This is a genomic window from Citrobacter sp. CK194, from assembly GCF_030333395.1.
Taxonomy (GTDB): domain Bacteria; phylum Pseudomonadota; class Gammaproteobacteria; order Enterobacterales; family Enterobacteriaceae; genus Citrobacter_B; species Citrobacter_B koseri.
Genome location: NZ_JAOWGA010000018.1, coordinates 356470 through 382360, shown reverse-complemented (window position 1 = coordinate 382360; position 25891 = coordinate 356470). Strand labels below are relative to the sequence as shown.

The 25891-nt window shown below is 54.0% G+C and carries 24 protein-coding genes and 2 pseudogenes; 15 read left to right on the top strand and 11 right to left on the bottom strand.

Annotated elements, in window-relative coordinates; translation table 11 throughout:
• The first annotated feature begins 286 nt into the window (after window positions 1-286).
• The gene (locus tag OGX80_RS13545) at window positions 287-1255 is read left to right on the top strand and encodes a TerC family protein (RefSeq protein ID WP_012135228.1); all 969 of its coding nucleotides are present in this window, start codon (window positions 287-289) and stop codon (window positions 1253-1255) included.
• A gap of 254 nt (window positions 1256-1509) precedes the next feature.
• Window positions 1510-2754 carry a serine/threonine transporter SstT gene (sstT, locus tag OGX80_RS13540; RefSeq protein ID WP_047461096.1) on the top strand — a complete coding sequence of 415 codons (1245 nt, stop codon included), beginning with the start codon at window positions 1510-1512 and terminating at the stop codon, window positions 2752-2754.
• A 184-nt stretch (window positions 2755-2938) separates the two neighbouring features.
• On the opposite strand, the gene OGX80_RS13535 is transcribed toward sstT, so the two are convergent.
• Complete coding sequence (locus OGX80_RS13535) at window positions 2939-4426, bottom strand: UxaA family hydrolase (RefSeq protein ID WP_012135230.1); 1488 nt, start codon at window positions 4424-4426, stop codon at window positions 2939-2941.
• Window positions 4427-4440: 14 nt separating this feature from the next.
• Window positions 4441-5853, bottom strand: coding sequence for a glucuronate isomerase (uxaC, locus tag OGX80_RS13530; RefSeq protein ID WP_115181082.1), 1413 nt, complete (start codon window positions 5851-5853; stop codon window positions 4441-4443).
• Window positions 5854-6325: 472 nt separating this feature from the next.
• Between uxaC and OGX80_RS13525 the strand changes: the two genes are divergently transcribed.
• The 11 genes and pseudogenes from OGX80_RS13525 to OGX80_RS13475 all read left to right on the top strand — a co-directional run bounded on the left by OGX80_RS13525 (window position 6326) and on the right by OGX80_RS13475 (window position 13761).
• Window positions 6326-7627, top strand: a complete 1302-nt coding sequence (locus OGX80_RS13525; RefSeq protein WP_024130972.1) for an MFS transporter — start codon at window positions 6326-6328, stop codon at window positions 7625-7627.
• 142 nt (window positions 7628-7769) lie between these two features.
• Window positions 7770-8546, top strand: a complete 777-nt coding sequence (gene exuR / locus OGX80_RS13520) for a transcriptional regulator ExuR (protein ID WP_012135233.1) — start codon at window positions 7770-7772, stop codon at window positions 8544-8546.
• 349 nt (window positions 8547-8895) lie between these two features.
• Window positions 8896-9558 (top strand): DedA family general envelope maintenance protein YqjA, encoded by a 663-nt coding sequence (yqjA, locus tag OGX80_RS13515; RefSeq protein WP_012135234.1) that lies wholly within the window; start codon window positions 8896-8898, stop codon window positions 9556-9558.
• A 3-nt stretch (window positions 9559-9561) separates the two neighbouring features.
• A complete protein-coding gene (gene mzrA, locus OGX80_RS13510) occupies window positions 9562-9945 on the top strand; it encodes an EnvZ/OmpR regulon moderator MzrA (protein WP_047461090.1) in 384 nt (127 codons plus the stop codon).
• Window positions 9946-10092: 147 nt separating this feature from the next.
• On the top strand, window positions 10093-10461 hold the full coding sequence (locus OGX80_RS13505; RefSeq protein ID WP_049010354.1) for a DUF1090 domain-containing protein: 369 nt from the start codon (window positions 10093-10095) through the stop codon (window positions 10459-10461).
• A gap of 41 nt (window positions 10462-10502) precedes the next feature.
• Window positions 10503-10808, top strand: a complete 306-nt coding sequence (locus OGX80_RS13500; RefSeq protein ID WP_012135237.1) for an ElaB/YgaM/YqjD family protein — start codon at window positions 10503-10505, stop codon at window positions 10806-10808.
• Between the two features lie 2 nt (window positions 10809-10810).
• Window positions 10811-11216 (top strand): annotated as a pseudogene (locus OGX80_RS13495) (phage holin family protein).
• A complete protein-coding gene (locus OGX80_RS13490; protein ID WP_012135239.1) occupies window positions 11206-11505 on the top strand; it encodes a YqjK-like family protein in 300 nt (99 codons plus the stop codon). The pseudogene OGX80_RS13495 and the gene OGX80_RS13490 overlap by 11 nt, the downstream one beginning before the upstream one ends.
• 277 nt (window positions 11506-11782) lie before the next feature.
• Window positions 11783-12175 (top strand): DoxX family protein, encoded by a 393-nt coding sequence (locus OGX80_RS13485; protein ID WP_012135240.1) that lies wholly within the window; start codon window positions 11783-11785, stop codon window positions 12173-12175.
• Between the two features lie 68 nt (window positions 12176-12243).
• Window positions 12244-13239 carry a glutathione S-transferase family protein gene (locus OGX80_RS13480; RefSeq protein ID WP_049010352.1) on the top strand — a complete coding sequence of 332 codons (996 nt, stop codon included), beginning with the start codon at window positions 12244-12246 and terminating at the stop codon, window positions 13237-13239.
• Between the two features lie 156 nt (window positions 13240-13395).
• Window positions 13396-13761 (top strand): DUF805 domain-containing protein, encoded by a 366-nt coding sequence (locus tag OGX80_RS13475; RefSeq protein ID WP_012135242.1) that lies wholly within the window; start codon window positions 13396-13398, stop codon window positions 13759-13761.
• An 89-nt stretch (window positions 13762-13850) separates the two neighbouring features.
• On the opposite strand, the gene yhaJ is transcribed toward OGX80_RS13475, so the two are convergent.
• Window positions 13851-14747: a DNA-binding transcriptional regulator YhaJ gene (gene yhaJ, locus OGX80_RS13470; RefSeq protein WP_071257776.1), complete on the bottom strand. Its 897-nt coding sequence runs from the start codon at window positions 14745-14747 to the stop codon at window positions 13851-13853.
• 104 nt (window positions 14748-14851) lie between these two features.
• Here yhaJ and OGX80_RS13465 point away from each other — a divergent pair, with 104 nt between their 5' ends.
• Both OGX80_RS13465 and OGX80_RS13460 read left to right on the top strand, forming a co-directional pair.
• Window positions 14852-15553, top strand: a complete 702-nt coding sequence (locus OGX80_RS13465) for a pirin family protein (protein WP_047461083.1) — start codon at window positions 14852-14854, stop codon at window positions 15551-15553.
• Window positions 15554-15579: 26 nt separating this feature from the next.
• Window positions 15580-15744 carry a protein YhaL gene (locus OGX80_RS13460; RefSeq protein WP_047463896.1) on the top strand — a complete coding sequence of 55 codons (165 nt, stop codon included), beginning with the start codon at window positions 15580-15582 and terminating at the stop codon, window positions 15742-15744.
• A 57-nt stretch (window positions 15745-15801) separates the two neighbouring features.
• Here the strand turns inward: OGX80_RS13460 and OGX80_RS22420 are convergent.
• The 8 genes and pseudogenes from OGX80_RS22420 to tdcC form a co-directional block, all read right to left on the bottom strand.
• Window positions 15802-15984: pseudogene (locus OGX80_RS22420) on the bottom strand (hypothetical protein); the annotation flags it as partial.
• A gap of 76 nt (window positions 15985-16060) precedes the next feature.
• Window positions 16061-17371 carry an L-cysteine desulfidase family protein gene (locus OGX80_RS13455; RefSeq protein ID WP_286471248.1) on the bottom strand — a complete coding sequence of 437 codons (1311 nt, stop codon included), beginning with the start codon at window positions 17369-17371 and terminating at the stop codon, window positions 16061-16063.
• A 25-nt stretch (window positions 17372-17396) separates the two neighbouring features.
• Complete coding sequence (locus OGX80_RS13450) at window positions 17397-18728, bottom strand: SLC5/6 family protein (RefSeq protein ID WP_024130973.1); 1332 nt, start codon at window positions 18726-18728, stop codon at window positions 17397-17399.
• Between the two features lie 380 nt (window positions 18729-19108).
• Window positions 19109-20473, bottom strand: coding sequence for an L-serine ammonia-lyase (gene tdcG, locus OGX80_RS13445; protein ID WP_115181080.1), 1365 nt, complete (start codon window positions 20471-20473; stop codon window positions 19109-19111).
• Window positions 20474-20573: 100 nt separating this feature from the next.
• Window positions 20574-20969, bottom strand: a complete 396-nt coding sequence (locus tag OGX80_RS13440) for an enamine/imine deaminase (RefSeq protein WP_012135250.1) — start codon at window positions 20967-20969, stop codon at window positions 20574-20576.
• 13 nt (window positions 20970-20982) lie between these two features.
• Window positions 20983-23277 carry a formate C-acetyltransferase gene (gene pflB, locus OGX80_RS13435; protein ID WP_058668139.1) on the bottom strand — a complete coding sequence of 765 codons (2295 nt, stop codon included), beginning with the start codon at window positions 23275-23277 and terminating at the stop codon, window positions 20983-20985.
• Between the two features lie 32 nt (window positions 23278-23309).
• Window positions 23310-24518 carry a propionate kinase gene (gene tdcD / locus OGX80_RS13430; RefSeq protein WP_024130974.1) on the bottom strand — a complete coding sequence of 403 codons (1209 nt, stop codon included), beginning with the start codon at window positions 24516-24518 and terminating at the stop codon, window positions 23310-23312.
• 31 nt (window positions 24519-24549) lie between these two features.
• Entirely contained in the window at window positions 24550-25881 is a 1332-nt protein-coding gene (tdcC, locus tag OGX80_RS13425; RefSeq protein ID WP_012135253.1) for a threonine/serine transporter TdcC, read from the bottom strand.
• Between the last annotated feature and the right edge of the window lie 10 nt (window positions 25882-25891).

Here is a 25891-nt window from a genome sequence, read left to right as displayed (position 1 = left end):
GTATGGCCTGTCATATTTTGTTACGTGCAAAGGGGAGTAACTTCATTGTCGGTCGATCGTCATTACGATGTGTGAAAAACCACATCCGGTCGCCGGGCAATAAGAAAGTGATGTGCCTTCATGTCTTTGATTGATGACGAAGCCGATTCGCCATCACCCGTGGAGTGAGTACATATCACTTTCTTGTTGTAAGTGAGACCTTGCCGGAAGGCGAGGTCTATGCATATAAAAAGCAGCGGCTGACGTCTTTCGACGTTGGCCGTTTTTTTATGTGTAAGGAAATTCTATGAATACTGTCGGCACACCGTTGTTATGGGGCGGATTCGCTGTCGTTGTGGTGATTATGCTGGCTATCGACCTTCTGTTGCAGGGGCGTCGTGGCGTACATACGATGTCCATGAAGCAGGCGGCGGCCTGGTCTCTGGTCTGGGTGACACTTTCATTGCTGTTCAACGCCGCCTTCTGGTGGTATCTGGCGGAGACCCAGGGCCGGGCGGTGGCCGATCCGCAGGCGCTGGCGTTTCTCACCGGTTATCTGATCGAAAAATCGCTGGCCGTTGATAACGTCTTTGTCTGGCTGATGCTGTTCAGCTACTTCTCTGTTCCGCCTGCCCTGCAACGCCGGGTTCTGGTGTATGGCGTACTTGGCGCCATTGTTCTGCGTACGATTATGATTTTCGCCGGTAGCTGGCTGATCGCCCAGTTCGACTGGATACTGTACCTGTTCGGCGCTTTCCTGCTGTTTACGGGCGTGAAGATGGCGCTGGTGAAAGAGGACGAATCCGGCATCGGCGACAAACCGCTGGTTCGCTGGCTGCGTAGCCACCTTCGCATGACCGATACCATCGAAAACGAGCATTTCTTTGTGCGTAAGAATGGCTTGCTGTTCGTGACGCCGCTGATGCTGGTCCTGATTCTGGTGGAACTGAGCGATGTGATTTTCGCCGTCGATAGCATTCCGGCCATCTTTGCCGTGACTACCGACCCGTTCATCGTCCTGACCTCCAACCTGTTTGCGATCCTGGGTCTGCGCGCCATGTACTTCCTGCTGGCAGGGGTAGCGGAGCGTTTCTCGATGCTCAAATATGGTCTGGCCGTCATTCTGGTCTTTATCGGTATTAAGATGCTGATCGTCGATTTCTACCACATTCCGATCGCCATCTCGCTGGGCGTGGTGTTCAGTATTCTGGTGATCACGCTGATTGTTAACGCGTGGGTAAATCGCCAGAACGATAAAAAGCAGCAGCTACAGTAAGACCCTGCCCGGCAGCGCCATGTCTGCCGGGCTTACAAAAACCACGGTCGTGGGTTGAGTACACGCAGCACTACCCGATAACATGTAAATGTTTAGTTAAAAAATATGACGTAGTACGTAAATTCCAGCATTTTACGCTTTCCCAATCCCCATCTTTCCTTATACTCACTCAGGCAAACACTTTGTTACATCCTGAAAGATGCGCCAACAGAGCGTGCAAAGGATGAACAACATCACACTGAAAGGATCATGAAATGACTACGCAACGTTCATCGGGGCTACTCCAGCGTTTGGTTCAAGGGAGCCTGGTTAAACAAATTTTAATTGGGCTTGTACTGGGAATTTTACTGGCTTTAGTTTCAAAACCTGCCGCAGAGGCAACGGGTCTGCTGGGCACCCTGTTCGTTGGTGCGCTGAAAGCTGTCGCGCCGGTTCTGGTACTGACGCTGGTGATGGCGTCTATCGCCAATCATCAACACGGTCAGAAAACCAATATTCGCCCGATTTTGTGGATGTATCTGCTCGGCACATTTTCAGCCGCGCTGACGGCGGTTGTGGTGAGCTTCCTCTTTCCGTCCACGCTGCAACTGACGACTGGCGCCACGGATATCACGCCGCCGAGCGGCATTGTCCAGGTGATACACGGGCTGCTGATGAGCATCGTTGCGAACCCGATCCATGCGCTGATCAACGCCAACTACATCGGTATTCTGGTGTGGGCTATCGGCCTGGGCTTTGCGCTGCGCCACAGTAATCAAACCACCAAAAATCTGGTGAACGATCTGTCCGACGCCGTCACCTTTATTGTGAAACTGGTGATTCGCTTCGCGCCGATCGGTATCTTTGGCCTGGTCGCCTCAACGCTCGCCACTACGGGCTTCTCAGCGCTGTGGGGCTATGCGCAACTGTTACTGGTGCTGATTGGCTGTATGGCGATTGTGGCGCTGGTCATCAACCCGCTGCTGGTCTTTTTACAGATCCGCCGCAACCCGTATCCGCTGGTTCTCACTTGCCTGCGTGAAAGCGGCGTGACCGCCTTCTTTACCCGTAGCTCCGCTGCAAATATTCCGGTGAATATGTCGCTGTGCGAAAAACTGAATCTGGACAGAGATACCTATTCTGTTTCCATCCCGCTGGGAGCAACCGTCAATATGGCCGGTGCGGCAATCACGATTACCGTGCTGACGCTGGCGGCGGTGTATACGCTGGGTATTCCGGTTGATCTGCCGACGGCGCTGCTGCTGAGCGTGGTGGCATCGCTGTGCGCATGCGGCGCTTCTGGCGTGGCGGGCGGTTCACTGTTGCTGATCCCGCTGGCGTGCAACATGTTCGGTATTCCGAACGAAATCGCCATGCAGGTGGTTGCGGTTGGCTTCATTATCGGCGTGTTGCAGGACTCCTGCGAGACCGCAATCAACTCCTCTACCGACGTTATGTTTACCGCCGCAGTATGTCAGGCGGAAGACGCGCGTTTAGCGAAAAGCGCGCTGCGTAGCTAAATAACCACAAGCCTGATGGCGCTATGCGTATCAGGCCTACAACGACTCCCACTCGTAGGCCGGATAAGACGTTTACGTCGCCATCCGGCATTTTTCATTGCCTGATGGCGCTGCGCTTATCAGGCCTACAACGACTCCCACTCGCAGGCCGGATAAGACGTTTACGTCGCCATCCGGCATTTTTTTACAGCGTTACACCGCTTTTGAAAATCGCCAGCTCGCGGAAATCATTGCGCTCATTGCAGGTCTGCTTGCCGTTGGCAAACGCCACAATCGTATCCACAAATTCATTCAACAACTGCGGCATCGCCTTACCGTGAATCAACTGCCCGGCGTCAAAATCGATCCAGTGCTTCTTCTTCGCCGCCAGTTCGCTGTTGGTAGCAATCTTCACCGTCGGGACAAACCCGCCATATGGCGTACCGCGGCCGGTACTGAACAGCACCATGTGGCAACCCGCGCCCGCCAGCGCGCTAGTGGCGACCGCATCGTTGCCTGGCGCGCTTAACAGATTCAGACCGCGTGTTTTCAGGCGTTCACCGTAGCGCAGCACATCCACAACCTGGCTGGAACCCGCCTTCTGCGTGCACCCCAGAGACTTGTCTTCCAGCGTCGTAATCCCGCCCGCCTTGTTACCCGGCGACGGATTCTCATAAATCGGCTGGTCGTGAGCGATAAAGTATTGCTTGAAGTCATTGACCATTGTCACCAGTTTTTCAAACGTCTCTTCATCGCGGCAATGGCTCATCAACAGCTGTTCTGCACCGAACATTTCCGGCACTTCCGTCAGCACCGTCGTCCCGCCGTTGGCGATAACATAGTCGGAGAAGCGCCCCAGCATCGGGTTCGCGGTAATACCGGACAACCCATCTGAACCGCCGCATTCCAGACCAAACTTAAGTTCGCTCAGTTTGCCCGGCACGCGTTTGTCATGGCGCATCACGTTATACAACTGATGAAGATGCTCAACGCCCGCCTCCACTTCATCGTCCTGCTGTTGGCAGGTCATAAAATGAACGCGTTCAGGGTCGAACTCGCCCAGCGTCTCGCGAAAGGCATCCACCTGATTGTTTTCGCAACCCAGTCCAATCACCAGCACCGCCCCCGCATTCGGGTGACGCACCATGTTTTGCAGCATGGTGCGGGTGTTGATGTGATCGTCGCCAAGTTGAGAGCAGCCGTAGGTGTGGCTGAAGAGGAAAACACCGTCAGTTCCTTCGGCATCAAAAGTCTCTTTCAGGAAACGGTTCTGGATCTGCCGCGCAATGCCGTTGACACAGCCGACGGTCGGCAGAATCCACAGCTCATTGCGCACACCGACGTCTCCGTTGGCACGGCGGTAAATCTGTACATCGCGATCCGCCGGTTGTACTTCAGGGGCCTGAAAATCGGGTTGATAGCTGTACTCATCCAAATCGCTGAGGTTAGTCCGGGTATTGTGGGCATGAATATGCTCACCCGCCGCGACGTCCACCAACGTATGGCCGATAGGCAGGCCATATTTGATGACGTTCTCCCCCTGCGCAATATCGCGTAAGGCAAACTTATGACCGCGTACGACATCCTGGCGTAGCGTCACGGTATGGTTATCGACGCTGACCTCAGCGCCCTGCGTTAAATCGGCCAACGCTACCGCAACGTTATCCAGCGTATGGATCCTGATGTATTGCATATCAACCCCAGACCTTAGTTCAGTTCAATGGCGAAATAGTCGCGCGCATTGTTGAAGCAGATGTTTCGTACCATTTCACCCAGCAACTGGATATCCGCCGGTGCTTCGCCCGCATTAACCCAGCGGCCTATCATCTGGCACAGGATGCGACGGAAATATTCGTGACGGGTATAAGACAGGAAGCTGCGGCTGTCGGTCAGCATACCGACGAAGCGGCTCAGCAGGCCAAGCTGCGCCAGTTGCGTCATCTGACGCTCCATCCCGTCTTTCTGATCGTTGAACCACCAGCCGGAACCAAACTGCATCTTGCCCGGCATCCCTTCGCCCTGGAAGTTGCCGATCATGGTGCCCAGCACTTCGTTATCGCGCGGGTTCAGACAGTACAGGATAGTTTTCGGTAGCAGATTTTCTTCATTCTGCTTGCTCAGCAATTTTGACAGCTCTTCCGCCAGCGGACGATCGTTGATGGAATCGAAGCCGACATCCGGCCCCAGCAGTTTGAACTGGCGCTGGTTGTTATTACGCAGCGCGCCGATGTGGTACTGCTGCACCCAACCGCGACGCGCATATTCCGCGCCCAGCCACACCAGTACAGCCGTTTTGAACTGCGCGACCTCATGCTCGCTCAGGGTCTCGCCCGCCAGACGGCGCACCAGAATGCTGTCCAGTTCAGCTTCGCTGGCTTCAGCAAACATAACGACGTCAAGCGCGTGGTCAGAAACCTTACAGCCGTGGGCGGCAAAATGATCCAGACGCTGAGTCAGCGCGGCTTGCAGATCGGTGAAGCGGCGAATATCGGTATCCGATACTTCGCCCAGCTTCGTCATGTAATCGCCAAAGGTTGCCTGCTCAATGTTGAACGCTTTATCAGGGCGCCAGCTCGGCAGCACTTTAACGGTGAACGCGCTGTCTTTCGCGATCGTGGCGTGGTGCTCCAGCGAATCAACAGGATCGTCGGTGGTGCCGACCATTTTTACATTCATCTGCTGCATGATTCCCCGCGCGGAGAATGCATCCTGCGCCAGCAATTCATTGCAACGATCCCAGATCTCATCTGCCGTCGCAGGCGACAGCAGCTTACCTGTAATACCAAATGGGCGACGCAGTTCAAGGTGCGTCCAGTGATATAACGGGTTGCCGATCGTGTGCGGCACCGTGGCGGCCCAGGCGTCGAACTTCTCACGATCGGACGCATCGCCCGTACACAGACGCTCAGCAACGCCGTTGGTGCGCATCGCTCGCCATTTATAGTGGTCGCCTTTCAGCCAGATATCATACAGGTTGTTAAAACGGTAGTTTTCCGCGATCTGCTGCGGCGGCAGGTGGCAATGGTAGTCGAAGATGGGCTGATCTTTTGCGTAATCATGGTACAGACGGCGGGCAAACTCGGTATCCAGCAGAAAATCTTCAGTCATAAACGGGGTCATTATCGTCTTCCTCTCAACGAGTGCGTCAGATTGCTTATGTTTTGATGCTGTCAAAGTTATCACACCAATTTCCAGACCCTGAAGATATTTTCGTGAGTTGGATCAATAAAAACCAACAAATAAATTACCCCTAAAAGAGTAAACAGCGCTCCAGGCCGCGCCATTGCTGGTATTTCTAAATCGAAATAATGACCACACTAAGAATCCTGCATTTGTGATGTCACTCACCTTTTGAAGTTGTATGACAAGTTATCTTTCTGGCCGTCGCGATACATAAGCCGACGGAATGCAAAGTTATCGATGGTTAAGACATCGAATTGACCGGTACGGAAACCGAATTAGCACGATGACTCATGGCAACGTTCGGGGCGTACCGGCTTTTTTTCGGTTATCCCGTCGTCAATAACTTCCCCGCTCAGCGCAGGAAGATAACCGCGATTGTTGCGGAAATAACAAAACGATGAGGTTTTACATGCGTAAAATTAAAGGGTTACGTTGGTATATGATTGCACTGGTGACATTAGGCACCGTGCTGGGCTATCTGACGCGTAACACTGTGGCGGCGGCTGCGCCAACGCTGATGGAAGAGTTACACATCTCCACACAACAGTATTCCTATATCATCGCAGCCTATTCTGCTGCTTACACTGTCATGCAACCCGTAGCCGGTTACGTACTGGATGTTCTCGGTACGAAGGTGGGTTACGCCATGTTCGCCGTTCTGTGGGCCGTATTCTGCGGCGCAACCGCACTGGCTGGAAGCTGGGGCGGCCTGGCGCTGGCGCGCGGCGCGGTCGGCGCTGCTGAAGCCGCGATGATCCCGGCGGGCCTGAAAGCCAGCTCTGAATGGTTCCCGGCAAAAGAACGCTCCATTGCGGTCGGCTACTTTAACGTCGGCTCTTCCATCGGCGCGATGATTGCGCCTCCGCTGGTCGTCTGGGCTATCGTGATGCATAGCTGGCAGATGGCGTTTATTATTTCCGGCGTGCTGAGCTTCATCTGGGCAATGGCCTGGCTGGTGTTCTATAAACACCCGCGCGATCAGAAAAAGCTGACGGATGCAGAACGCGACTACATCATTGGCGGTCAGGAAGCGCAGCACAAAGACAATACTGCGAAGAAAATGTCTCTCGCGCAGATCCTGCGTAACCGCCAGTTCTGGGGTATCGCCCTGCCACGTTTCCTGGCGGAACCGGCATGGGGAACCTTCAACGCCTGGATCCCGCTGTTCATGTTTAAAGTGTACGGCTTTAACCTGAAAGAGATCGCCATGTTTGCCTGGATGCCCATGCTGTTTGCCGACTTAGGCTGCATCATCGGCGGTTATCTGCCGCCGCTGTTCCAGCGCTGGTTCGGCGTAAACCTGATCGTCTCCCGTAAAATGGTCGTTACCCTGGGCGCGCTGCTGATGATTGGCCCAGGCATGATCGGCCTGTTCACCAGCCCGTATATCGCCATCATGCTGCTTTGCATCGGCGGTTTCGCTCACCAGGCGCTGTCCGGCGCGCTGATTACGCTCTCTTCTGACGTCTTCGGCCGTAATGAAGTGGCAACCGCGAATGGCCTGACCGGGATGTCCGCCTGGCTGGCGAGCACATTGTTTGCTCTGGTGGTCGGCGCGCTGGCTGACACCATCGGCTTCAGCCCACTGTTCGCGGTACTGGCGGTGTTCGACCTGCTCGGCGCGCTGGTTATCTGGACGGTGCTGCAAAACAAACCGGCCAGCGAGGCGGGGCCAGGGTCGCAGGTCAATCGCCCCGCAACGCAAAGTTGACCTGACCTGAGCCATTATCCAACAAGGTTTACTCATCCAAAGCCGCCTGTTAAACAGGCGGCTTTTTCAACGGTACAAGTGGAGCCAGCCTCGCAAAAGTGGTATAACAAATATAGTCTGCCGTCTTATGCCTGGAGCGCATATGGAAATCACCGAACCACGACGTTTGTATCAACAACTTGCTGCTGACCTGAAAGAGCGCATCGAACAGGGCGTCTACCTTGTGGGCGATAAACTCCCTGCCGAACGCTTTATTGCCGATGAGAAAAACGTCAGCCGTACGGTGGTTCGTGAAGCGATTATCATGCTGGAGGTCGAAGGCTACGTAGAAGTCCGCAAAGGTTCCGGCATCCACGTCATTTCAAATCAACCGAAATATTATGTCGCCCCGGATGAAAACCTTGAGTTCGCCAATTATGGCCCGTTCGAACTTCTCCAGGCGCGCCAGTTGATAGAAAGCAATATTGCCGAGTTTGCCGCCACGCAGGTGACGAAACAGGACATCATGAAGCTGATGGAAATCCAGGAGAAAGCGCGTAACGAAAAATGTTTCCGCGACTCCGAATGGGATCTCCAGTTCCATGTGCAGGTCGCGCTGGCGACGCAAAATACCGCGCTGGCCGCCATTGTCGAAAAAATGTGGACTCAGCGCGTACATAACCCGTACTGGAAAAAACTGCACGATCATATTGATTCACGCACCGTCGATAACTGGTGCGACGATCATGACCATATTCTCAAGGCGCTGATTCGCAAAGATCCTCATGCCGCGAAACTGGCAATGTGGCAGCATCTGGAGAACACCAAACAGATGCTGTTTAACGAAACCAGCGACGATTTCGAATTTAACGCCGACCGCTATCTTTTTGCTGAAAATCCCGTTGTTCATCTGGACACCGCCGCTAACGGGGCAAAATAGACAATCTTACGCTGGCAGGCGCATCAGGGCGCCTGTCTGCGACGCCGCTCAGTAAGCGTAAGATATAAAGTGTCAGCCTGTGTAAATCCTCTCGCCACCCACCTTTGTGATAAGCAAAATCATATTTTAACGACGTGCGATTTCTATAACGGACTACGTCGACCTTTGTTACAATTAGATGCATTTTGAATTTTTGTGTGTTAGTGCTTGCTTACTTCACAACTTAACAAGGAATGGTTCAGGCCGCGATTTTGCGCCCGTCCGCAACCCAAGTAAAAAATGAATAATGTTGCGGTATTGCAAACTCAAAAAACCGGCGTGACGTTAACCGATTCTCCAGGAATACTGAATGGAACTACTGACTCAATTACTGAATGCCCTGTGGGCTCAGGATTTTGAAACACTCGCCAACCCTTCCATGATTGGCATGCTTTATTTCGTACTATTTATGATTTTGTTCCTGGAAAATGGGTTGCTTCCTGCCGCCTTTTTACCTGGTGACAGTTTGCTGGTGCTGGTTGGCGTACTTATCGCCAAAGGCGCAATGGGGTTTCCGCAAACGCTCCTGCTGTTAACCGTAGCCGCCAGCCTGGGCTGCTGGGTCAGTTATATTCAGGGGCGATGGCTGGGCAACACGCGTATTGTACAAAACTGGCTGTCGCATCTGCCCGCGCATTATCATCAGCGCGCCCATCATTTGTTCCATAAACATGGCCTGTCCGCGCTGTTAATTGGCCGTTTTATCGCTTTCGTTCGTACCTTGTTACCCACTATCGCGGGTCTGTCCGGCCTTAATAACGCGCGCTTTCAATTCTTTAACTGGATGAGCGGGTTGTTGTGGGTCCTGATCCTGACCTCGCTGGGTTACTTGCTGGGCAAAACGCCTGTATTCCTGAAGTATGAAGACCAACTGATGTCATGTCTGATGCTGCTGCCGGTGGTGCTGCTGGTCTTTGGGCTGGCGGGTTCGCTGGTGGTGCTCTGGAAAAAGAAATACGGAAATCGGGGATAGAGTATGGTGAAACCACGCATAACGCTTCGACAACTGGCCTGGACAACCTCTTTTCTCGTGCTGATGAGCGTGCTTTTTCTCGTCTGGTCGACCATTCGCCAGCAGGAATCCACGCTGGCCATTCGCGCCATCCATCAGGGCGTCAGTATGCCGGACGGCTTTTCCATCTGGCATCATCTGGACGCTAACGGCATTCGCTTCAAAAGCATCACGCCACAAAATGACGCGCTGCTTATTACGTTTGACTCCAGCGCGCAAAGCGCGGCGGCTAAGGCCGTGCTGGACAGAACGTTGCCGCATGGCTATATCATCGCCCAACAGAACGGCGACAGCCAGGCCGTACAGTGGTTGACCCGCTTACGGGATAACCCACATCGCTTCGGTTAATGTCCAGGAATCCGAATCATATCACCCACTTTGGTGATTTCGCCGTTTACTGACTATGATTAATAAGGCGGACTTATTGTCCGCCGTGTTATGACCTGGATCATCGTCCCCCGGTAACGGGTTCGAATCACAATGGAAGGTTCAAGAATGAAATACCGCATCGCTTTCGCTATTACCCTTTTCACGCTCAGTGCAGGCAGCTATGCCAATACCCTCTGTCAGGAAAAAGAGCAGGATATACAGAAGGAAATTAGCTACGCCGAAAAGCACAACAACCAGAACCGCATTAATGGTTTGAATAAAGCGCTCAGCGAACTCAGAGCAAACTGCACCGACAGTAAACTGCGTGCTGACCATCAGAAAAAGATCGCAAAACAAAAAGATGAGATTGCTGAACGTCAGCGTGATCTGGTCGAAGCAAAACAAAAAGGCGATGCGGATAAAATTGCGAAACGTGAACGCAAGCTGGCTGAAGCTCAGGATGACCTGAAAAAGCTTGAGGCACGCGACTACTAAGTCAAATCAAACGTTAACGACTCACTCACCTGGAGAAAACTATGTCGAAAGATAACACTACGGAACATCTGCGCGCTGAGTTGAAATCCCTGGCTGATACGCTCGAAGAGGTGCTTAGCTCCTCTGGCGATAAGTCGAAAGAAGAGTTGAGTAAGATTCGTAGCAAAGCCGAGCGCGCGCTGAAAGAAAGCCGCAACCGTCTGGGCGAAACCGGCGATGCGATTGCCAAACAAACTCGCGAAGCCGCAGCACGCGCTGACGACTATGTACGCGAGAACCCGTGGACGGGCGTCGGCATTGGCGCAGCCGTTGGTGTGGTGCTGGGCGTACTGCTGACGCGTCGTTAATTATGGCGGATTCTCATCACGCGCAGGGGCCAGGCAAAAGCGTTCTGGGCATCGGGCAGCGGATTGTCACTATCCTTGTTGAGATGGTAGAAACCCGACTGCGACTGGCGGTTGTGGAACTGGAAGAGGAAAAAGCGAATCTCTTTCAGCTTCTGCTGATGCTGGGGCTGACCATGCTTTTCGCGGCGTTCGGTCTGATGAGCCTGATGGTGCTTATCATCTGGGCGGTTGACCCTCAGTATCGCCTCAATGCGATGATCGCCACCACCGTTGTGTTGCTGGTTCTGGCGCTGATCGGCGGACTCTGGACGTTACACAAAGCCCGCCAGTCAACGCTGTTACGCCATACGCGTCATGAACTGGCTAACGACCGGCAAATTCTGGAGGATGATAAGCCGTGAGCAGTAAAGTCGAACGTCAAAAGCGTAAGGCGTTGCTGCTCAGCCAAATCCAGCAGCAAAGGCTGGACCTTTCAGCCGGTCGTCGCGACTGGCTGGAAGCGACGGACAGCTGGGATCGCGGCTGGAACACGCTGATCAGCCTGCGTTCCTGGGCGCTGGTCGGCAGCAGCGTTATGGCTATCTGGACAATTCGCCACCCGAATCTGCTGGTGCGCTGGGCAAAACGCGGTTTTGGCATCTGGAGCGCCTGGCGGCTGGTCAAAAGCACGATCCGAAAACAGCAGCTGCGCGGCTGATCCCTGCCCCCTTCCTCCTCGCCATCCGGCATAACGCCCGATGGCGCTACGCTTATCGGGCCTACGTATTGCTGTTAATCCAATAAGGTGTTTACACCGCCATTCGGCAATCTGTGCCCTGTCACTCAAAATTTTTGAAAATTATTGACAGTTTTCCTTGCTAACAATTGTTACATGTCACGTTTATGATTCTCTCCATCAACCGCAACGACGCGACATTCCGCGTGATTGCACAAAAAATGAAATCAGCAGCCTGAGTGGTTCCCTGGAGAGTAAAATGAAAAAATTAGAAGATGTTGGTGTACTGGTAGCGCGCATTCTGATGCCCATTCTGTTTATCACCGCAGGTTGGGGAAAAATCACCGGTTATGCGGGTACCCAACAATACATGGAAGCGATGGGTGTTCCGGGGTTCCTGTTACCGCTGACTATCCTGCTTGAGTTTGGCGGCGGTCTGGCGATTCTGTTCGGTTTCCTGACCCGTACAACGGCGCTGTTTACCGCAGGCTTTACCCTGCTGACCGCGTTCATCTTCCACAGCAACTTTGCGGAAGGCGTGAACTCACTGATGTTCATGAAAAACCTGACCATCGCAGGCGGTTTCCTGCTGCTGGCCATCACAGGGCCGGGCGCATTCAGCATCGACCGCGTCCTGAATAAAAAGTGGTAAGCACGCTATACTGAATCAAAAAACGAGGGGATATTCTCCTCGTTTTTGCTATCTGGAGGAGAGAGAAAATGGGACAACTGATTGACGGCGTATGGCATGACACCTGGTATGACACCAAGTCTACGGGGGGGAAATTTCAACGTTCTGTATCGGCTTTCCGTAACTGGCTCACCGCTGATGGCGCGCCGGGCCCGACTGGCGAAGGGGGCTTTGCCGCCGAAAAAGATCGCTATCACCTGTATGTTTCACTTGCCTGCCCGTGGGCGCATCGCACGCTGATCCTGCGTAAGCTCAAGGGGCTGGAACCGTTTATCTCCGTTTCTGTTGTGAATCCGCTGATGCTGGAGAATGGCTGGACGTTTGATGATAATTTCCCGGCGGCAACCGGTGATACGCTGTATCAACACGAGTTTCTGTATCAACTCTATCTGCATGCCGATCCGCACTACAGCGGTCGCGTCACCGTACCGGTATTGTGGGATAAAAAGAATCACACCATCGTCAGTAATGAATCGGCGGAAATCATTCGCATGTTCAATACCGCATTCGATGCGCTGGGCGCCAAAGCCGGAGATTACTACCCGACAGCCCTGCGCGGAAAAATTGACGAGCTCAATAGCTGGATTTATGACAACGTCAACAACGGCGTGTACAAAGCCGGGTTTGCCACCAGCCAGCAGGCCTATGATGAAGCCGTAGAGAAAGTGTTCGAGTCACTGGCGCGTCTGGAGCAAATTCTGGGGCAGCACCGTTACCTGACCGGCGACCAGTTAACCGAGGCGGACATTCGCCTGTGGACCACGCTGGTGCGTTTTGACCAGGTTTACGTTACGCACTTCAAGTGCGACAAATACCGCATCAGCGATTACCTGAACCTTTATGGTTTCCTGCGCGATATCTGGCAGATGCCCGGCATTGCGGAAACCGTCAACTTCGACCATATCCGTAACCACTACTTCCGTAGCCACAAAACCATCAACCCGACGGGGATTATCTCCATCGGCCCGTTGCAGGATCTCAATGAGCCTCACGGACGCGACGTCCGCTTTGCAAAAGCGGGATAATCCCCTTACGCCGCCACCAGGAAACAGTCTGGTGGCGGCGCTAACTCGCCTTACCCGCCCGATGCATTAAACATTAATCATTCGAATATTTACCACCATTCCATTCACGGCTATTCTTATTTAAAAACAAGTGATTGACCGTATGTTGAGGCGAAAATGGACTGGTATTTAAAAGTATTGAAGAACTATATCGGCTTTGGCGGCCGCGCGCGTCGTAAAGAGTACTGGATGTTTATTCTGGTCAACGTCATTTTTACGTTCGTGCTGGGCGTGCTGGACAAGATGTTCGGCTGGCAACGCGCCGGGGGCGAAGGCGTGCTGACAACCATTTATGGCATTCTGATTTTCTTACCGTGGTGGGCAGTACAGTTCCGTCGGTTGCATGATACCGATCGTTCCGCATGGTGGCTGTTACTGCTCCTCATCCCTGTTATTGGCTGGCTGGTCATCATCCTCTTTAACTGCCAGAACGGTACGCCAGGCGAAAACCGCTTCGGGCAGGACCCTAAAATTCTGCCCTGAAGTGAAGCCGGTAGATGCCTGATGGCGCTGCGCTTATCAGGCCTACGCGAGCGCCTGCACCGCCATCCGGCTAAACCGGGCTTGCGCTCTTATCTACTGGCAAACAGTTTCGGGATTTCCCGCAGGCACCAGGCTTTCGCCTCGCCCATGCTGTCGCGTCGCCAGGCCATAATAATATCAATTTCGCTGGTCGATTCCGGGCTGACGACCCGCAGTCTTCCTTGTGCAATATCCTGTTCGACCAGCGGATACGGCATGGTCGCGACGCCCAGCCCGGCCAGCAAGGCCTGACGTTTGTCTTCAATGGTACTCACCGTCAGACGCGGCTGTTTGTCCAGCAGCTGCACGGTCAATACCGGTCGCTCGCGGGCGGTATCCGCCACCGCCACACCACGATATTTCACGCGGGTCACTTCAGACAGCGGCTCCGGCTCCAGATGAATCGGATGGTCCGGCGCCGCCACGTAGACGTTCATCAGCGTATACAGCTTGCGGGAGTTAATTTCTGACGACGAGCGGAAATGCATATCCGGTGCAATCACAATATCGGCCCGCCCCTGCTCCAGACGTTCCCAGGCGCCCGCCAGCACTTCCGTGATCACCGAAAGCTGGGTGTTGGCTTTCGCGGCCAGTCGGTCAATCAGCGGGAAGAAGGCTGAGGTCGGCACCAGCGCTTCTGTCACCAGCGTCAGGTGCGTTTCCCAACCGCGCGCCAGCGCTTCGGCATCGGTGGTCAGCTTGTCTGCCGCTTCCAGCAATACGCGCCCGCGTTCCAGCAGCATACGCCCCACGTTGGTGAATTTTGTCCGATGGCCGGAACGGTCAAACAGCACCACATCCAGCTCCTCTTCCAGTTTTTGCATGGTGTAGCTGAGCGCGGATGGTACGCGACCTAACTCATCTGCCGCCGCCGCGAAGCTCCCGCGTCGATCTATTGCGTCCATGACGCGTAACGCTTCCAGTGTTAACGCCCTTTCTTTGGCCATATCGTTCTCATTCAGGAAATTTGAACATACCGGGCAGAATATCTGGCTAACAATGCAGCGTCCAGCCCCTTAACATAAAAGGAAGTAAAGAGAGGTCAAGAATTATGATTACTACCCGAACAGCCAAACAGTGCGGACAGGCAGACTACGGATGGTTGCAGGCCCGTTATACCTTCTCCTTTGGACACTACTTCGACCCTAAACTGCTGGGCTATGCCTCCCTGCGCGTACTCAACCAGGAAGTGCTGGCGCCGGGCGCCTCCTTCCAGCCGCGCACCTACCCGAAGGTGGATATTTTAAACCTGATTCTGGAAGGCGAAGCGGAATATCGCGACAGCGAAGGCAATCATGTCCAGGCGAAAGCGGGCGAAGCCCTGCTGCTCGCCACGCAGCCGGGCATTAGCTATAGCGAGCATAACCTCAGCAAAGATAAGTCGCTTACCAGGATGCAGCTGTGGCTGGACGCCTGTCCTGAGCGGGAAAACCCGTTGGTACAGAAAACCACGCTAACTGCGAGCAAACAGCAACTCCTCGCCTCCCCGGATGGAGAACAGGACAGCCTGCAATTACGCCAGCAGGTCTGGGTGCACCATATTGAGCTGAAAAAAGGCGAGTCGCTGAGCTTTCAACTGCATGGCCCACGCGCCTATTTGCAGTCGATTCACGGTACGTTTCATGCGGTAACGCATAACGAGGAGCGCGAAGCGCTTACCTGCGGCGACGGCGCATTTATTCGTGATGAAGCTAACATAACGTTAGTTGCCGACACGCCATTGCGCGCTTTACTGATAGATTTGCCTGTGTAGTCAGAAAAAATAAGGGAGTTATGACTGTGAGCAAAAAATCGGCTAAAAAGCATCAATCCGTAACCCAACCCGCAGCACAGGATGCGGCAAACGCGCCCGGGAAATTTGGCTACGAGGAGATGCTAACCGAACTGGAAGCTATCGTCGCGGATGCAGAGATCCGGTTAGCGGAAGAAGATGAAGCCGCCTGAAAAGGCGGCTTCTGATTATCGATAAACGTAATGCCGGATGGCGGCGTAAACGCCTTATCAGGCAAACTGAAAAGGCGGCTTCTGATTACCGATAAACGCAATGCCGGATGGCGGCGTAAACGCCTTATCCGGCCTACAAACGCAAGTTACCGTAGGCCTGATAAGCGCAGCGCCATCAGGCAAACTGAAAAGGCGGCTTCTGATTATCGACAAACGTAATGCCGGATGGCGGCGTAAACGCCTTATCCGGCCTACGAACGCAAGTTACCGTAGGCCTGATAAGCGCAGCGCCATCAGGCAAACCCGCGCCACAGGGTTAATGCGCCTTACTGGCCATAATTTCGATAACCTGACGGTCGGTTTGCTGCATTGCATGACAGGCCAACGCGCATAAATTCGAAATAGATTGCTCGACGTTATGCGCCACAATCCCTTCGTTGCCGGTTACCACCGTATCATCCAGCGCCATTAACACCGCTTTCCAGGCCGCAGACGCGCTGGTCGATACCTTCATCGCACAGCTATTCGATGCGCCGTCGCATATCATCCCGCTCACGTCGCCGATCATACTGCTGATCGCCATCGCAATCGTGTTATAGCGGCCATCCATCAGCCACGCCATTCCTGCCGCCGCCCCCATTGCCGCCGTGGTCGCCGCACAGAGCGCTGACAGGCGTGGAAGCTGATGGTGAATGTAGATCGCGCTCAGGTGCGAGAGCATCAGGGCGCGCGCCAGACGTTCGTCATCCGCCCCCACATGCTCCGCCACCACCATTACGGGAACCGTCGCGGTGATCCCCTGATTGCCGGAGCCGGAGTTACTCATGGCTGGCAGCGTCGCGCCGCCCATCCGCGCATCCGAAGCTGCGCTGGTGCGAATCAGGATCGCCGTTGACAGATCGTCCGCCAGCAGACCGCGTGCGCACTGCTTTTGCAACGTCGCCCCGATATGCAGCCCCCAGGTGCCGCGCAATCCTTCCTGCGACAGCGCGCCGTTCAGTCTGGCGGCCTCCAGAATAAAGCGGATTGTCGCAAACGGCACCGCATTCACAAACGCCAGAATCTCTTCCAGCGAGGTCTTTGATAAGACCGACAGCGGCGATTCTTGCGCCTCCCCCTGCACGCTTTCGGTCTGCGTAAAGATCACCCCAGTGTGAGTTTCAATGCGCACGATATTGGTGTGCCCGCCGACGATCGTTACGCAGGCCCACGCATCGCCGCTGTACACTTTAGCGCGTGAGAAGAGGATGTCGTCGCATGGCTCCTGCAACATCACCGACACCTTCCCGGCAGCCAGCATCGCTTTCGCATCCGCAATCGCCCCCGAAGAGGCGTTTTTCAACACTTCCAGCCCCGCGCTGGCATCGCCGCCAAGCGCCCCCAGCGCTGCCGCAATGGGAAGCCCAACCATCCCGGTGCCCGGCACGGTGACGCCCAGGCCATTCTTCATCAGGTTCGGCGAGACCCACGCGTCAACGCGTTCAACTTCGCCGTCAAGTTCAGCCGCGGCAACCGCCGCCGCCAGCGCCAGAGAGACAGGTTCCGTACATCCCAGTGCCGGTTTTACCTCTTCCTGTACTGCGAGGATAAAACGCTGCCATAACGGATTTTCTGTAGACTCAAACATAACAACAACCTTACTTTCAGGAAGATCAAGCAAATGCCAGGAACGGAGAAACGCACAGCAGCAAACCCGTGACGATAATCAGATACAGAGACGCGCCCTTGTATTTGTGCAGTGCAGGAACTTTGTAGACCAGCCAGGCCGGGATCAAACATCCCACCATGCCGAAGATCGGGCTACAGATAGAGGTAAAACTCAGCACCGGCGCATTCAGCACAATGGCGCTCCAGGCCAGTAAGATGGCGAAAACCATAATGCCGCGCTGCACGAAGCGTTCGTTAATCTTCTCGACAGGCATTCTGCGGCGCAGCAGGTTCATCACAATTCCCTGAGTCGCTTCGCGAAAGCCTAAGTAAACGCCGAAGAACGCGGTCATAACGGCAAAGATATTCAGGATCACGCTGACCACTTTCACCCAGCCCGCACCCGCGCCGCTAATAAACTGCGCGGCGATCGCCAGTGCAGAGATGTTCTGCTCGTAGGCTTTGACCGCTTCGTCATGCCCCATCGCCAGGGTGAAAGAGACCGCGTAGAAAAAGACGGTAACAAACAGAATGCCGAACGCGATGTTCATGGCGCGCAGCGCTTTATGCCGTGCGACCTCAATGGATTTTTCGCGTGAACGATAAGAGATCACCATCGGACTCAAGGTCTGGATAAACAGGATGGAGGTCAGCGTAAACGGCAAGGTGATGATGGCGTTTTTAATCAACAGCGCCATCGGCGGCAGCGCGCCAATGTTGTACAAATGCCACATCCCGATCATTGAGACGCCGAGCGCCGCGACCACCAGCAGTTTAGTCAGCACCATGCCGGTCGAAATCTTGAACAGAAGCTGCTCACCGCGTGACGAGATCGCCACCAGAATGCAAATCAGCACCAGTCCATAAAACGGGCTGTCGGAGAGCAAACCTTCCGTGACGCCAAAGGTGTGCAGATAAGAGGCGCTGTCGTTAGTGATGGCGGTGGAGTAGACAAACATCCAGATCACCAGCATCACAAAGTAGAGTGCGCCTAACAGGATGCCCCAGTTTTTCCCCAGATAGCCGCTGATGACGCTCGGGTAGTCTTTACATTCCGGGGACTCCGCCAGCGTGTTGATGAACAGGCGCTGGAACAGATACATCGCGGGATAGCCGATAATAGAGGAGAGTAAAAAGACCCACAGCCCCATTAAACCGACCTGCACCGGGAGAAAAACAATCCCCGCGCCGATCGCCATACCAATACTCATGATGACCCAGCCCGTGTCGGTGCTGTCGAATTTAATGGCTTCGCGCCATTCGCTTTCGGTCATCCCTGCCCGGCGCGCCGGAGCTGATGCGTCGAGTATTACGCTGTTATTCGTTGCCGTTTCCATTACGTTCTCGCTTAATATGTAGGTAGAGTTTTTTATTATTTTTCCGTGCCGCATCAAGGCGATACGCGGTACGTCGTGCGCAGGCGAGTTATTGGAGTAGTGAGGGAATCATACGCGCAGGATCAGAGAAAAACTTCACAAACAAACCCCTGTAATTTCTAAAAGTTAAGAAATATTTTCTCTTTTACGGCAAAATAAAGAATTGAATTTCTATTTTTGAAGCAGATCACAACAAAAAAGGTGCACTAAAGTGCACCTTTTTATCATGCCATGTTGATTAATTCATTGCCGGATGGCGGCGCTTGCGCCTTCTCCGGCCTGCAAACGTACGTAAACCGTAGGCCTGATAAGCGCAGCGCCATCAGGCACGGCTATTCACCTCAGGTACAAACGACCTTAATCGCCAGCCCACCGCGCGAAGTCTCGCGGTACTTATCGTTCATATCCTTGCCGGTTTCATACATCGTCTCGATCACTTTATCGAGCGACACCCGTGGCTCAGACGTCCGCCGCAGCGCCATTCGCGCCGCATTCACCGCTTTTACCGCATTAATCGCGTTACGTTCAATGCAAGGAATTTGCACCTGCCCGGCCACCGGATCGCAGGTCAATCCCAGGTTGTGCTCCATCGCGATTTCCGCCGCAATGCAAACCTGCGATGGACTACCGCCCAGCAGTTCCGTCAGCCCTGCCGCCGCCATCGAGCAGGCGACGCCAACTTCACCCTGACAGCCCACTTCCGCACCGGAGATAGACGCATTCATCTTATACAGCGCGCCAATCGCGCCCGCAGCCAGCAGATAGCGGGCAATCGAGTTGGCATTCACCGGACGGCGGAACTTATCGTAATAGGCCAGTACAGCAGGAATAATGCCGCATGCGCCGTTAGTTGGCGCCGTTACGACCCGCCCTCCTGCCGCGTTCTCTTCACTGACGGCCAGCGCAAACATGTTGATCCAGTCGATAACGTTCATCGGGTCGCTGGAGAGGCTGTCGCTGGAGACCAGCAAACGCCTTAACGCAACCGCGCGACGCGGCACATTCAGCGGCCCCGGCAGTACGCCCTCGGTGTTCATGCCGCGTTCAATCCCGGCGTACATCACATCCCAGATGCGCGCGAATCCGGCGTCAATCTCCTCTTTGCTGCGCAGCGCCAGCTCGTTTTGCATCATCAGGCCAGAGACCGAAAGCCCGTTTCGCTCACACAGTTTCAGCAGTTCGCTGGCCGAGTGAAAATCATAAGGCACAGGCGTTTCGACATCATGCGCCTGCCCGAAACGCTCCTCTTCGACGATAAACCCGCCGCCGATGGAGTAATAAGTTTTGCTCAACAGCGTCTCTTGCCCGTTCCATGCCGTAATACGCATCCCGTTTTCATGGCGCGGTAGCGTTTCGGCGTGAAAGAGAATGCTGTCTGCTACCGGGAAATCAACAACGTGCGCTCCCTCGGCCACCGGCAGGCGTCCGCTGCGCGTTACGTCTTCAATAAAGGTGGGAATCGCGTCGATATTCACGTTTTGCGGGCTGTTACCTGCCAGCCCCATCATGATGGCGGTATCCGTCGCATGACCTTTCCCGGTCAGCGATAACGATCCATACAGATCAACCGTAATACGCGTCGTGCGAAGTAAATCACCCTTGCTGGTCAGTTGATCGATAAAACATTTTCCTGCATTCATCGGCCCTACGGTATGGGAGCTGGAAGGTCCAATGCCAATCTTAAAAATATCGAATGCGCTAATCATATCCAGAACCTCGGATTGCCGTTCAGTGGAGACCAGACATCAAATAGTTTCACACTCGTTTTTGGGATCGGGGCGATCCTGACGATCGCCCCGCAGGGGGTTACAGCGTATCGCCACGCACCGCGATAGCTTCAATCTCCAGCTTCACATCCTTCGGCAAACGGGCGACCTGCACACAGCTGCGCGTAGGGTAAGTCGCCTGATGCTCATCAAAGAACTGCTGATACACCTCGTTGATGGTGGTGAAATCGTTCAGATCGGTAATGAACACAGTGGTCTTCACGATATCGCCCACTTTCAGGCCCGCAGCTTCCACAATCGCTTTGACGTTTTCCAGGCTCTGACGCGCCTGATCGACGACATTTTCCGCGACCTCGCCCGTTTGCGGGCATACCGGGATCTGACCTGAGGTCAGCACCATACTGCCCAAATCCACACCCTGTACGTAGGGGCCGATGGCCCCCGGTGCATGTTGGGTGGCAATAATCTTTCTCATAGCGCCTCCGGCGTTATATCGCCTGGGTAAAGGTACGTGAAATCACATCCTGCTGTTGCTCGCGGGTGAGCGCATTAAAGCGCACGGCGTAGCCGGACACGCGGATCGTCAGGTTCGGATAGCTTTCCGGGTGCTCGATGGCGTCCAGCAGCATTTCACGGTTCATCACGTTAACGTTCAGGTGCTGGCCGCCTTCCACATGCGCTTCATGATGGAAGTATCCGTCCAGCAGGCCGACCAGATTGGTTTTCCGCACGCCGTCATCTTTGCCCAACGCCGCAGGCACAATGGAGAAGGTGTAGGAAATCCCGTCTTTGGCATAGGTGAACGGCAGTTTCGCGACGGAAGTCAGCGAAGCGACAGCGCCTTTACGGTCACGGCCGTGCATCGGGTTCGCACCCGGCGCGAACGGCGTACCGCCACGACGTCCATCCGGCGTGTTCCCGGTTTTCTGGCCGTACACCACGTTCGAGGTGATGGTCAGAATGGACTGCGTCGGCACCGCGTTGCGGTAGGTTGGCAACACTTTAATTTTCTTCATAAAGCGTTCAACCAGATCGCAGGCAATGCTGTCCACGCGCTCGTCGTTGTTGCCGTACTGCGGATATTCGCCTTCGATGACAAAATCGACTGCCAGCCCGTTATGGTCACGCACCGGTTTCACCTTCGCGTACTTGATGGCGGACAGCGAATCCGTCGCCACGGACAGCCCCGCGATGCCGCATGCCATCGTGCGATAAACGTCACGATCGTGCAGCGCCATCAGCGACGCTTCGTAGCTGTACTTGTCGTGCATGTAGTGGATGATATTCAGCGCGCTGATGTACTGCACCGCCAGCCAGTCCATGAAGTGGTCAAGGCTCTCCATCACCGTGTCGTAATCCAGTACTTCATCCATTAATGGCGCCGTTTTCGGCCCGACCTGGATTTTCAGCTTCTCATCCACACCGCCGTTGATTGCATACAGCAGCGTTTTAGCGAGGTTGGCGCGGGCGCCGAAGAACTGCATCTGCTTACCGATGACCATTGGGCTGACGCAGCAGGCAATGGCGTAATCATCGCTGTCAAAGTCAGCGCGCATCAGATCGTCATTTTCATACTGCAAAGATGAAGTGACGATCGACACCTGTGCCGCATACTTTTTAAAAGCGACCGGCAGCGCTTCTGACCACAGCACGGTCAGGTTCGGCTCTGGCGCAGGCCCCATCGTGTGCAGGGTATGCAGATAGCGGAAGGAGTTTTTGGTCACCAGCGTGCGGCCATCCAGCCCCATACCGCCGATCACTTCGGTTGCCCAAATCGGGTCGCCGGAGAACAGCGTGTCAAATTCCGGCGTGCGCAGGAAGCGCACCATGCGGATCTTCATGATGAAGTGGTCGATCAGTTCCTGCGCCTGTTCTTCCGTTAAGATCCCGGCTTTGAAGTCTCGCTCAATGTAGATGTCGAGGAACGACGCGGTACGGCCCAGCGACATTGCGCCGCCGTTCTGCGATTTCACCGCTGCCAGATAGGCGAAGTAAAGCCACTGGACGGCTTCCTGCGCGTTACGCGCCGGACGGGAGATATCGCAACCGTATTTGGCGGCCATTTCCTGCATTTGCAGCAGCGCACGGCGGTGTTCGGCCAGTTCTTCACGCAGGCGAATCGTCGCTTCAAGGTTCTGCCCCCACTCCAGATTTGACTGGAGATCGGCAAACTGCAATTCACGCTCGCGCACCAGATAACGGATACCGTACAGCGCAACGCGGCGATAGTCGCCGATAATGCGCCCACGGCCGTAGCCATCCGGTAAGCCGGTCAGCACCCCGGATTTACGGCAGCGCAGCATATCCGGCGAATACGCGTCGAATACACCCTGGTTATGGGTTTTACGCAGCTCGGTAAACTGATATTCAAAATCAGCATCCATTTCACGACCATACGCCTGGAATGAGCTTTTGATCATGTTGATGCCGCCAAACGGATGCAGCGCGCGCTTGAGTGGCTTATCGGTTTGCAAACCGACGATTTTTTCCAGCTCCTGCTCAATATAACCCGCGTCATGGGCAGTAATGGTGGTCGCAATATTGGTATCGAAATCGACTGGCGCATGCGTCGAGTTTTCAATACGAATACCCGCCATAACTTTTTCCCACAATGCGGTAGTCGCAGGCGTGGCTTCCGCGAGGAAGGATTCATCTCCCTCATAGGGTGTATAGTTGTGCTGAATAAAATCACGGACATTAATTTCTTCTTTCCAGTCCGTACCTTTAAAGCCAAGCCAGGCTTCGGCATACAGCATATCGCTGGTATCGATATTTACCTTCATGAAAAATAGTCTCTCTACAGAACAACAATAAATTATGCAAATTCCACAGGTGCGTTAACTTTGCCTAAATGAATAGCGTCGAGGGCAATCATCTTTTCTTCATTCGTTGGAATGACGGCACAAATAACGTTGGTGTCTTTGCTGGAGATAATTCTTTCACCGTGAGAATTAGGCAGGCTATTCATCTCGTGATCTAATTTCACGCCCAGAACAGCCAAATGTTCAATGACCAGACGGCGAATTAACACGGAGTTTTCGCCAATCCCCCCGGTAAAAATAATACCGTCCAGACGGTGTAACGATGCGGCATGCCCGGCAATGTGGCGGGCAATACGGTGCACAAAGGTTTTAATCGCCAGTTGCGCACGTTCATGCCCTTCATGCCAGGCTTTTTCCAATACACGTAAGTCAGATGACAGACCGGAAATCCCCAGCAAACCAGACTCTTTATTCACCACGCGTTCCATATCGCCCAGCGTCTGGTTGGTTTCGCTGGCAATCCACGCCATCGCGCCGAAGTCCACATCGCCGCTGCGGGTGCCCATCATCAGCCCTTCCAGCGGGGTCATCCCCATAGAGGTATCGACGCTTTGACCGTTACGAACGGCACAGATAGAAGCGCCATTGCCCAGATGCGCGACAACCAGACCCGAGTCCTCTTCCTGTAGCGCAAGAAGGTCATGCGCACGTTGCGAGACATAGCGGTGCGAGGTGCCATGAAAGCCATAGCGCCGGACGCCCAACTCCTCAAAATATTTCCACGGCAAGCCGTACAAATACGCTTCAGGCGCCATCGTTTGATGGAAGCTGGTATCAAATACCGCCACCTGCTGTACGCCCGGGAAAAGATGCTGCGCCGATTCAATTCCGCTTAAATTGGCGTAATTATGTAACGGCGCTAAAGGAGAAACCCGGCGGATATTCTCGATAACTTCATCCGTAATAATGGCTGATGCCGTAAAGATATTTCCGCCGTGGGCAATACGGTGGCCAATTAAGGCCACGCTGTCGATTAAATTACGTTTTTCCAGTTCAAACGCAATCGCCTTTAATGCGCCTTCGTAGCTGTGGTGAGCCAGCTTAGCTGGCTCTCCTCCATTTACGGATAAAAACGCATCTTCAGAATTAATACCGTCCGCAATTCCTGCCATTAACACATCGCAATGGGTTGCATCCAGTACTGAAAACTTAATGGAAGACGATCCACAGTTAATCACCAGAACTACCGGAAATTCATTCATTTCACTACTCCGCTCATCCTGAGCTAAAGGATTAGAACAGTTTGTACACGATATTCAGGATGGTCAGCAGACCAATCACGGTCACAAACACGTTATCCAGACGACCACGGTATTTCGCCAGTGACGGCGCTTTACGGATGGCGTACATCGGCAACAGGCAGAGCAGCGAGGCAATGATCGGCGCACCCATTGCTTCAATCAGGTCCAGGATGTTCGGGTTGGCGTATGCCACAACCCAAGTGGAACCCATGATGAAGATCATGCTGATGGTGTTGAGTTTGCCCAGTGAAACTTTGGTTTTATCGCCTTTGTAACCAAACTTCAGCACCAGACCGTTCAGGCCTTCCAGCGTGCCCAGATAGTGACCGAAGAATGATTTGAAGATAGCGACCAGTGCGATGATGGAAGCCCCGTACTCCAGAACCGTAGCAAACGTTGATTTAGTGCCAGACAGCGACGCAAAGTGGTTCGCCAGATATGAGAGCACCGGAATGTTCTGCGCTTTCGCATCCGCCATGTTGGCCGGAGAGAGCGTGAACAGGCAGCTGAAGGCGAAGAACATCACCACGGCCACCATCAGCATGCTGGCGCGGGAGATGATCTGTGAACATTTACGCTCGGTAAATTCACGACCAAAGTCTTTCTCATACTCTTCACGTTTGGAAACCACGAAAGAAGAGACGATAGGCGAGAAGTTAAAGGAGAACACCATGATGGAGATACCCAGCCACACGGTAACCAGAATGCCGTCATGCCCGGTTAACGCGATATTACTGAGATCCACCTGATCGATAACCGCAGAGTTCCAGTAAGGGATCAGCGACAGAGAGATCAGCACCAGGCTGGCAATGAACGGCCATACCAGGTAGCTCATCACTTTAACCATCAGGTCTTTACCAAACCAGATAACGAAAGCCATCAGCAGCAGCAGGAACAGCGCCACAAAGCCACGGTTAAGCGCCGGCATCTGCAACTGGTTTTCCCAGAAGGTCATAAAGGTGTTGGTAATGGTTACGCCATAAATCCACAGCAACGGACAGATAGCGAAGAAGTACAGGAACGTGATGACCACGCCGCCTGTTTTACCAAAGTGCTCTTCTACCGTTTCTGTGATGTTGCCGGAAGGGTTAGAACCGGAAAGACACAGGCGCGCCAGCGCACGGTGGCAGTAAAACGCGATGGGGTAGGCCAACACCAGCATCAAAAGAATCGGGATCAGCCCGCCAAACCCTGCGCGAATAGGGAAGAACAACACCCCGGCGCCGATGGCAGTACCAAATAACCCCAGTGTCCATGTGGTGTCCGATTTACGCCAGGACGACTGTTTTGTCTGGCTGGATACAATGCTATCAGTAGTACTCATATCCTATCCT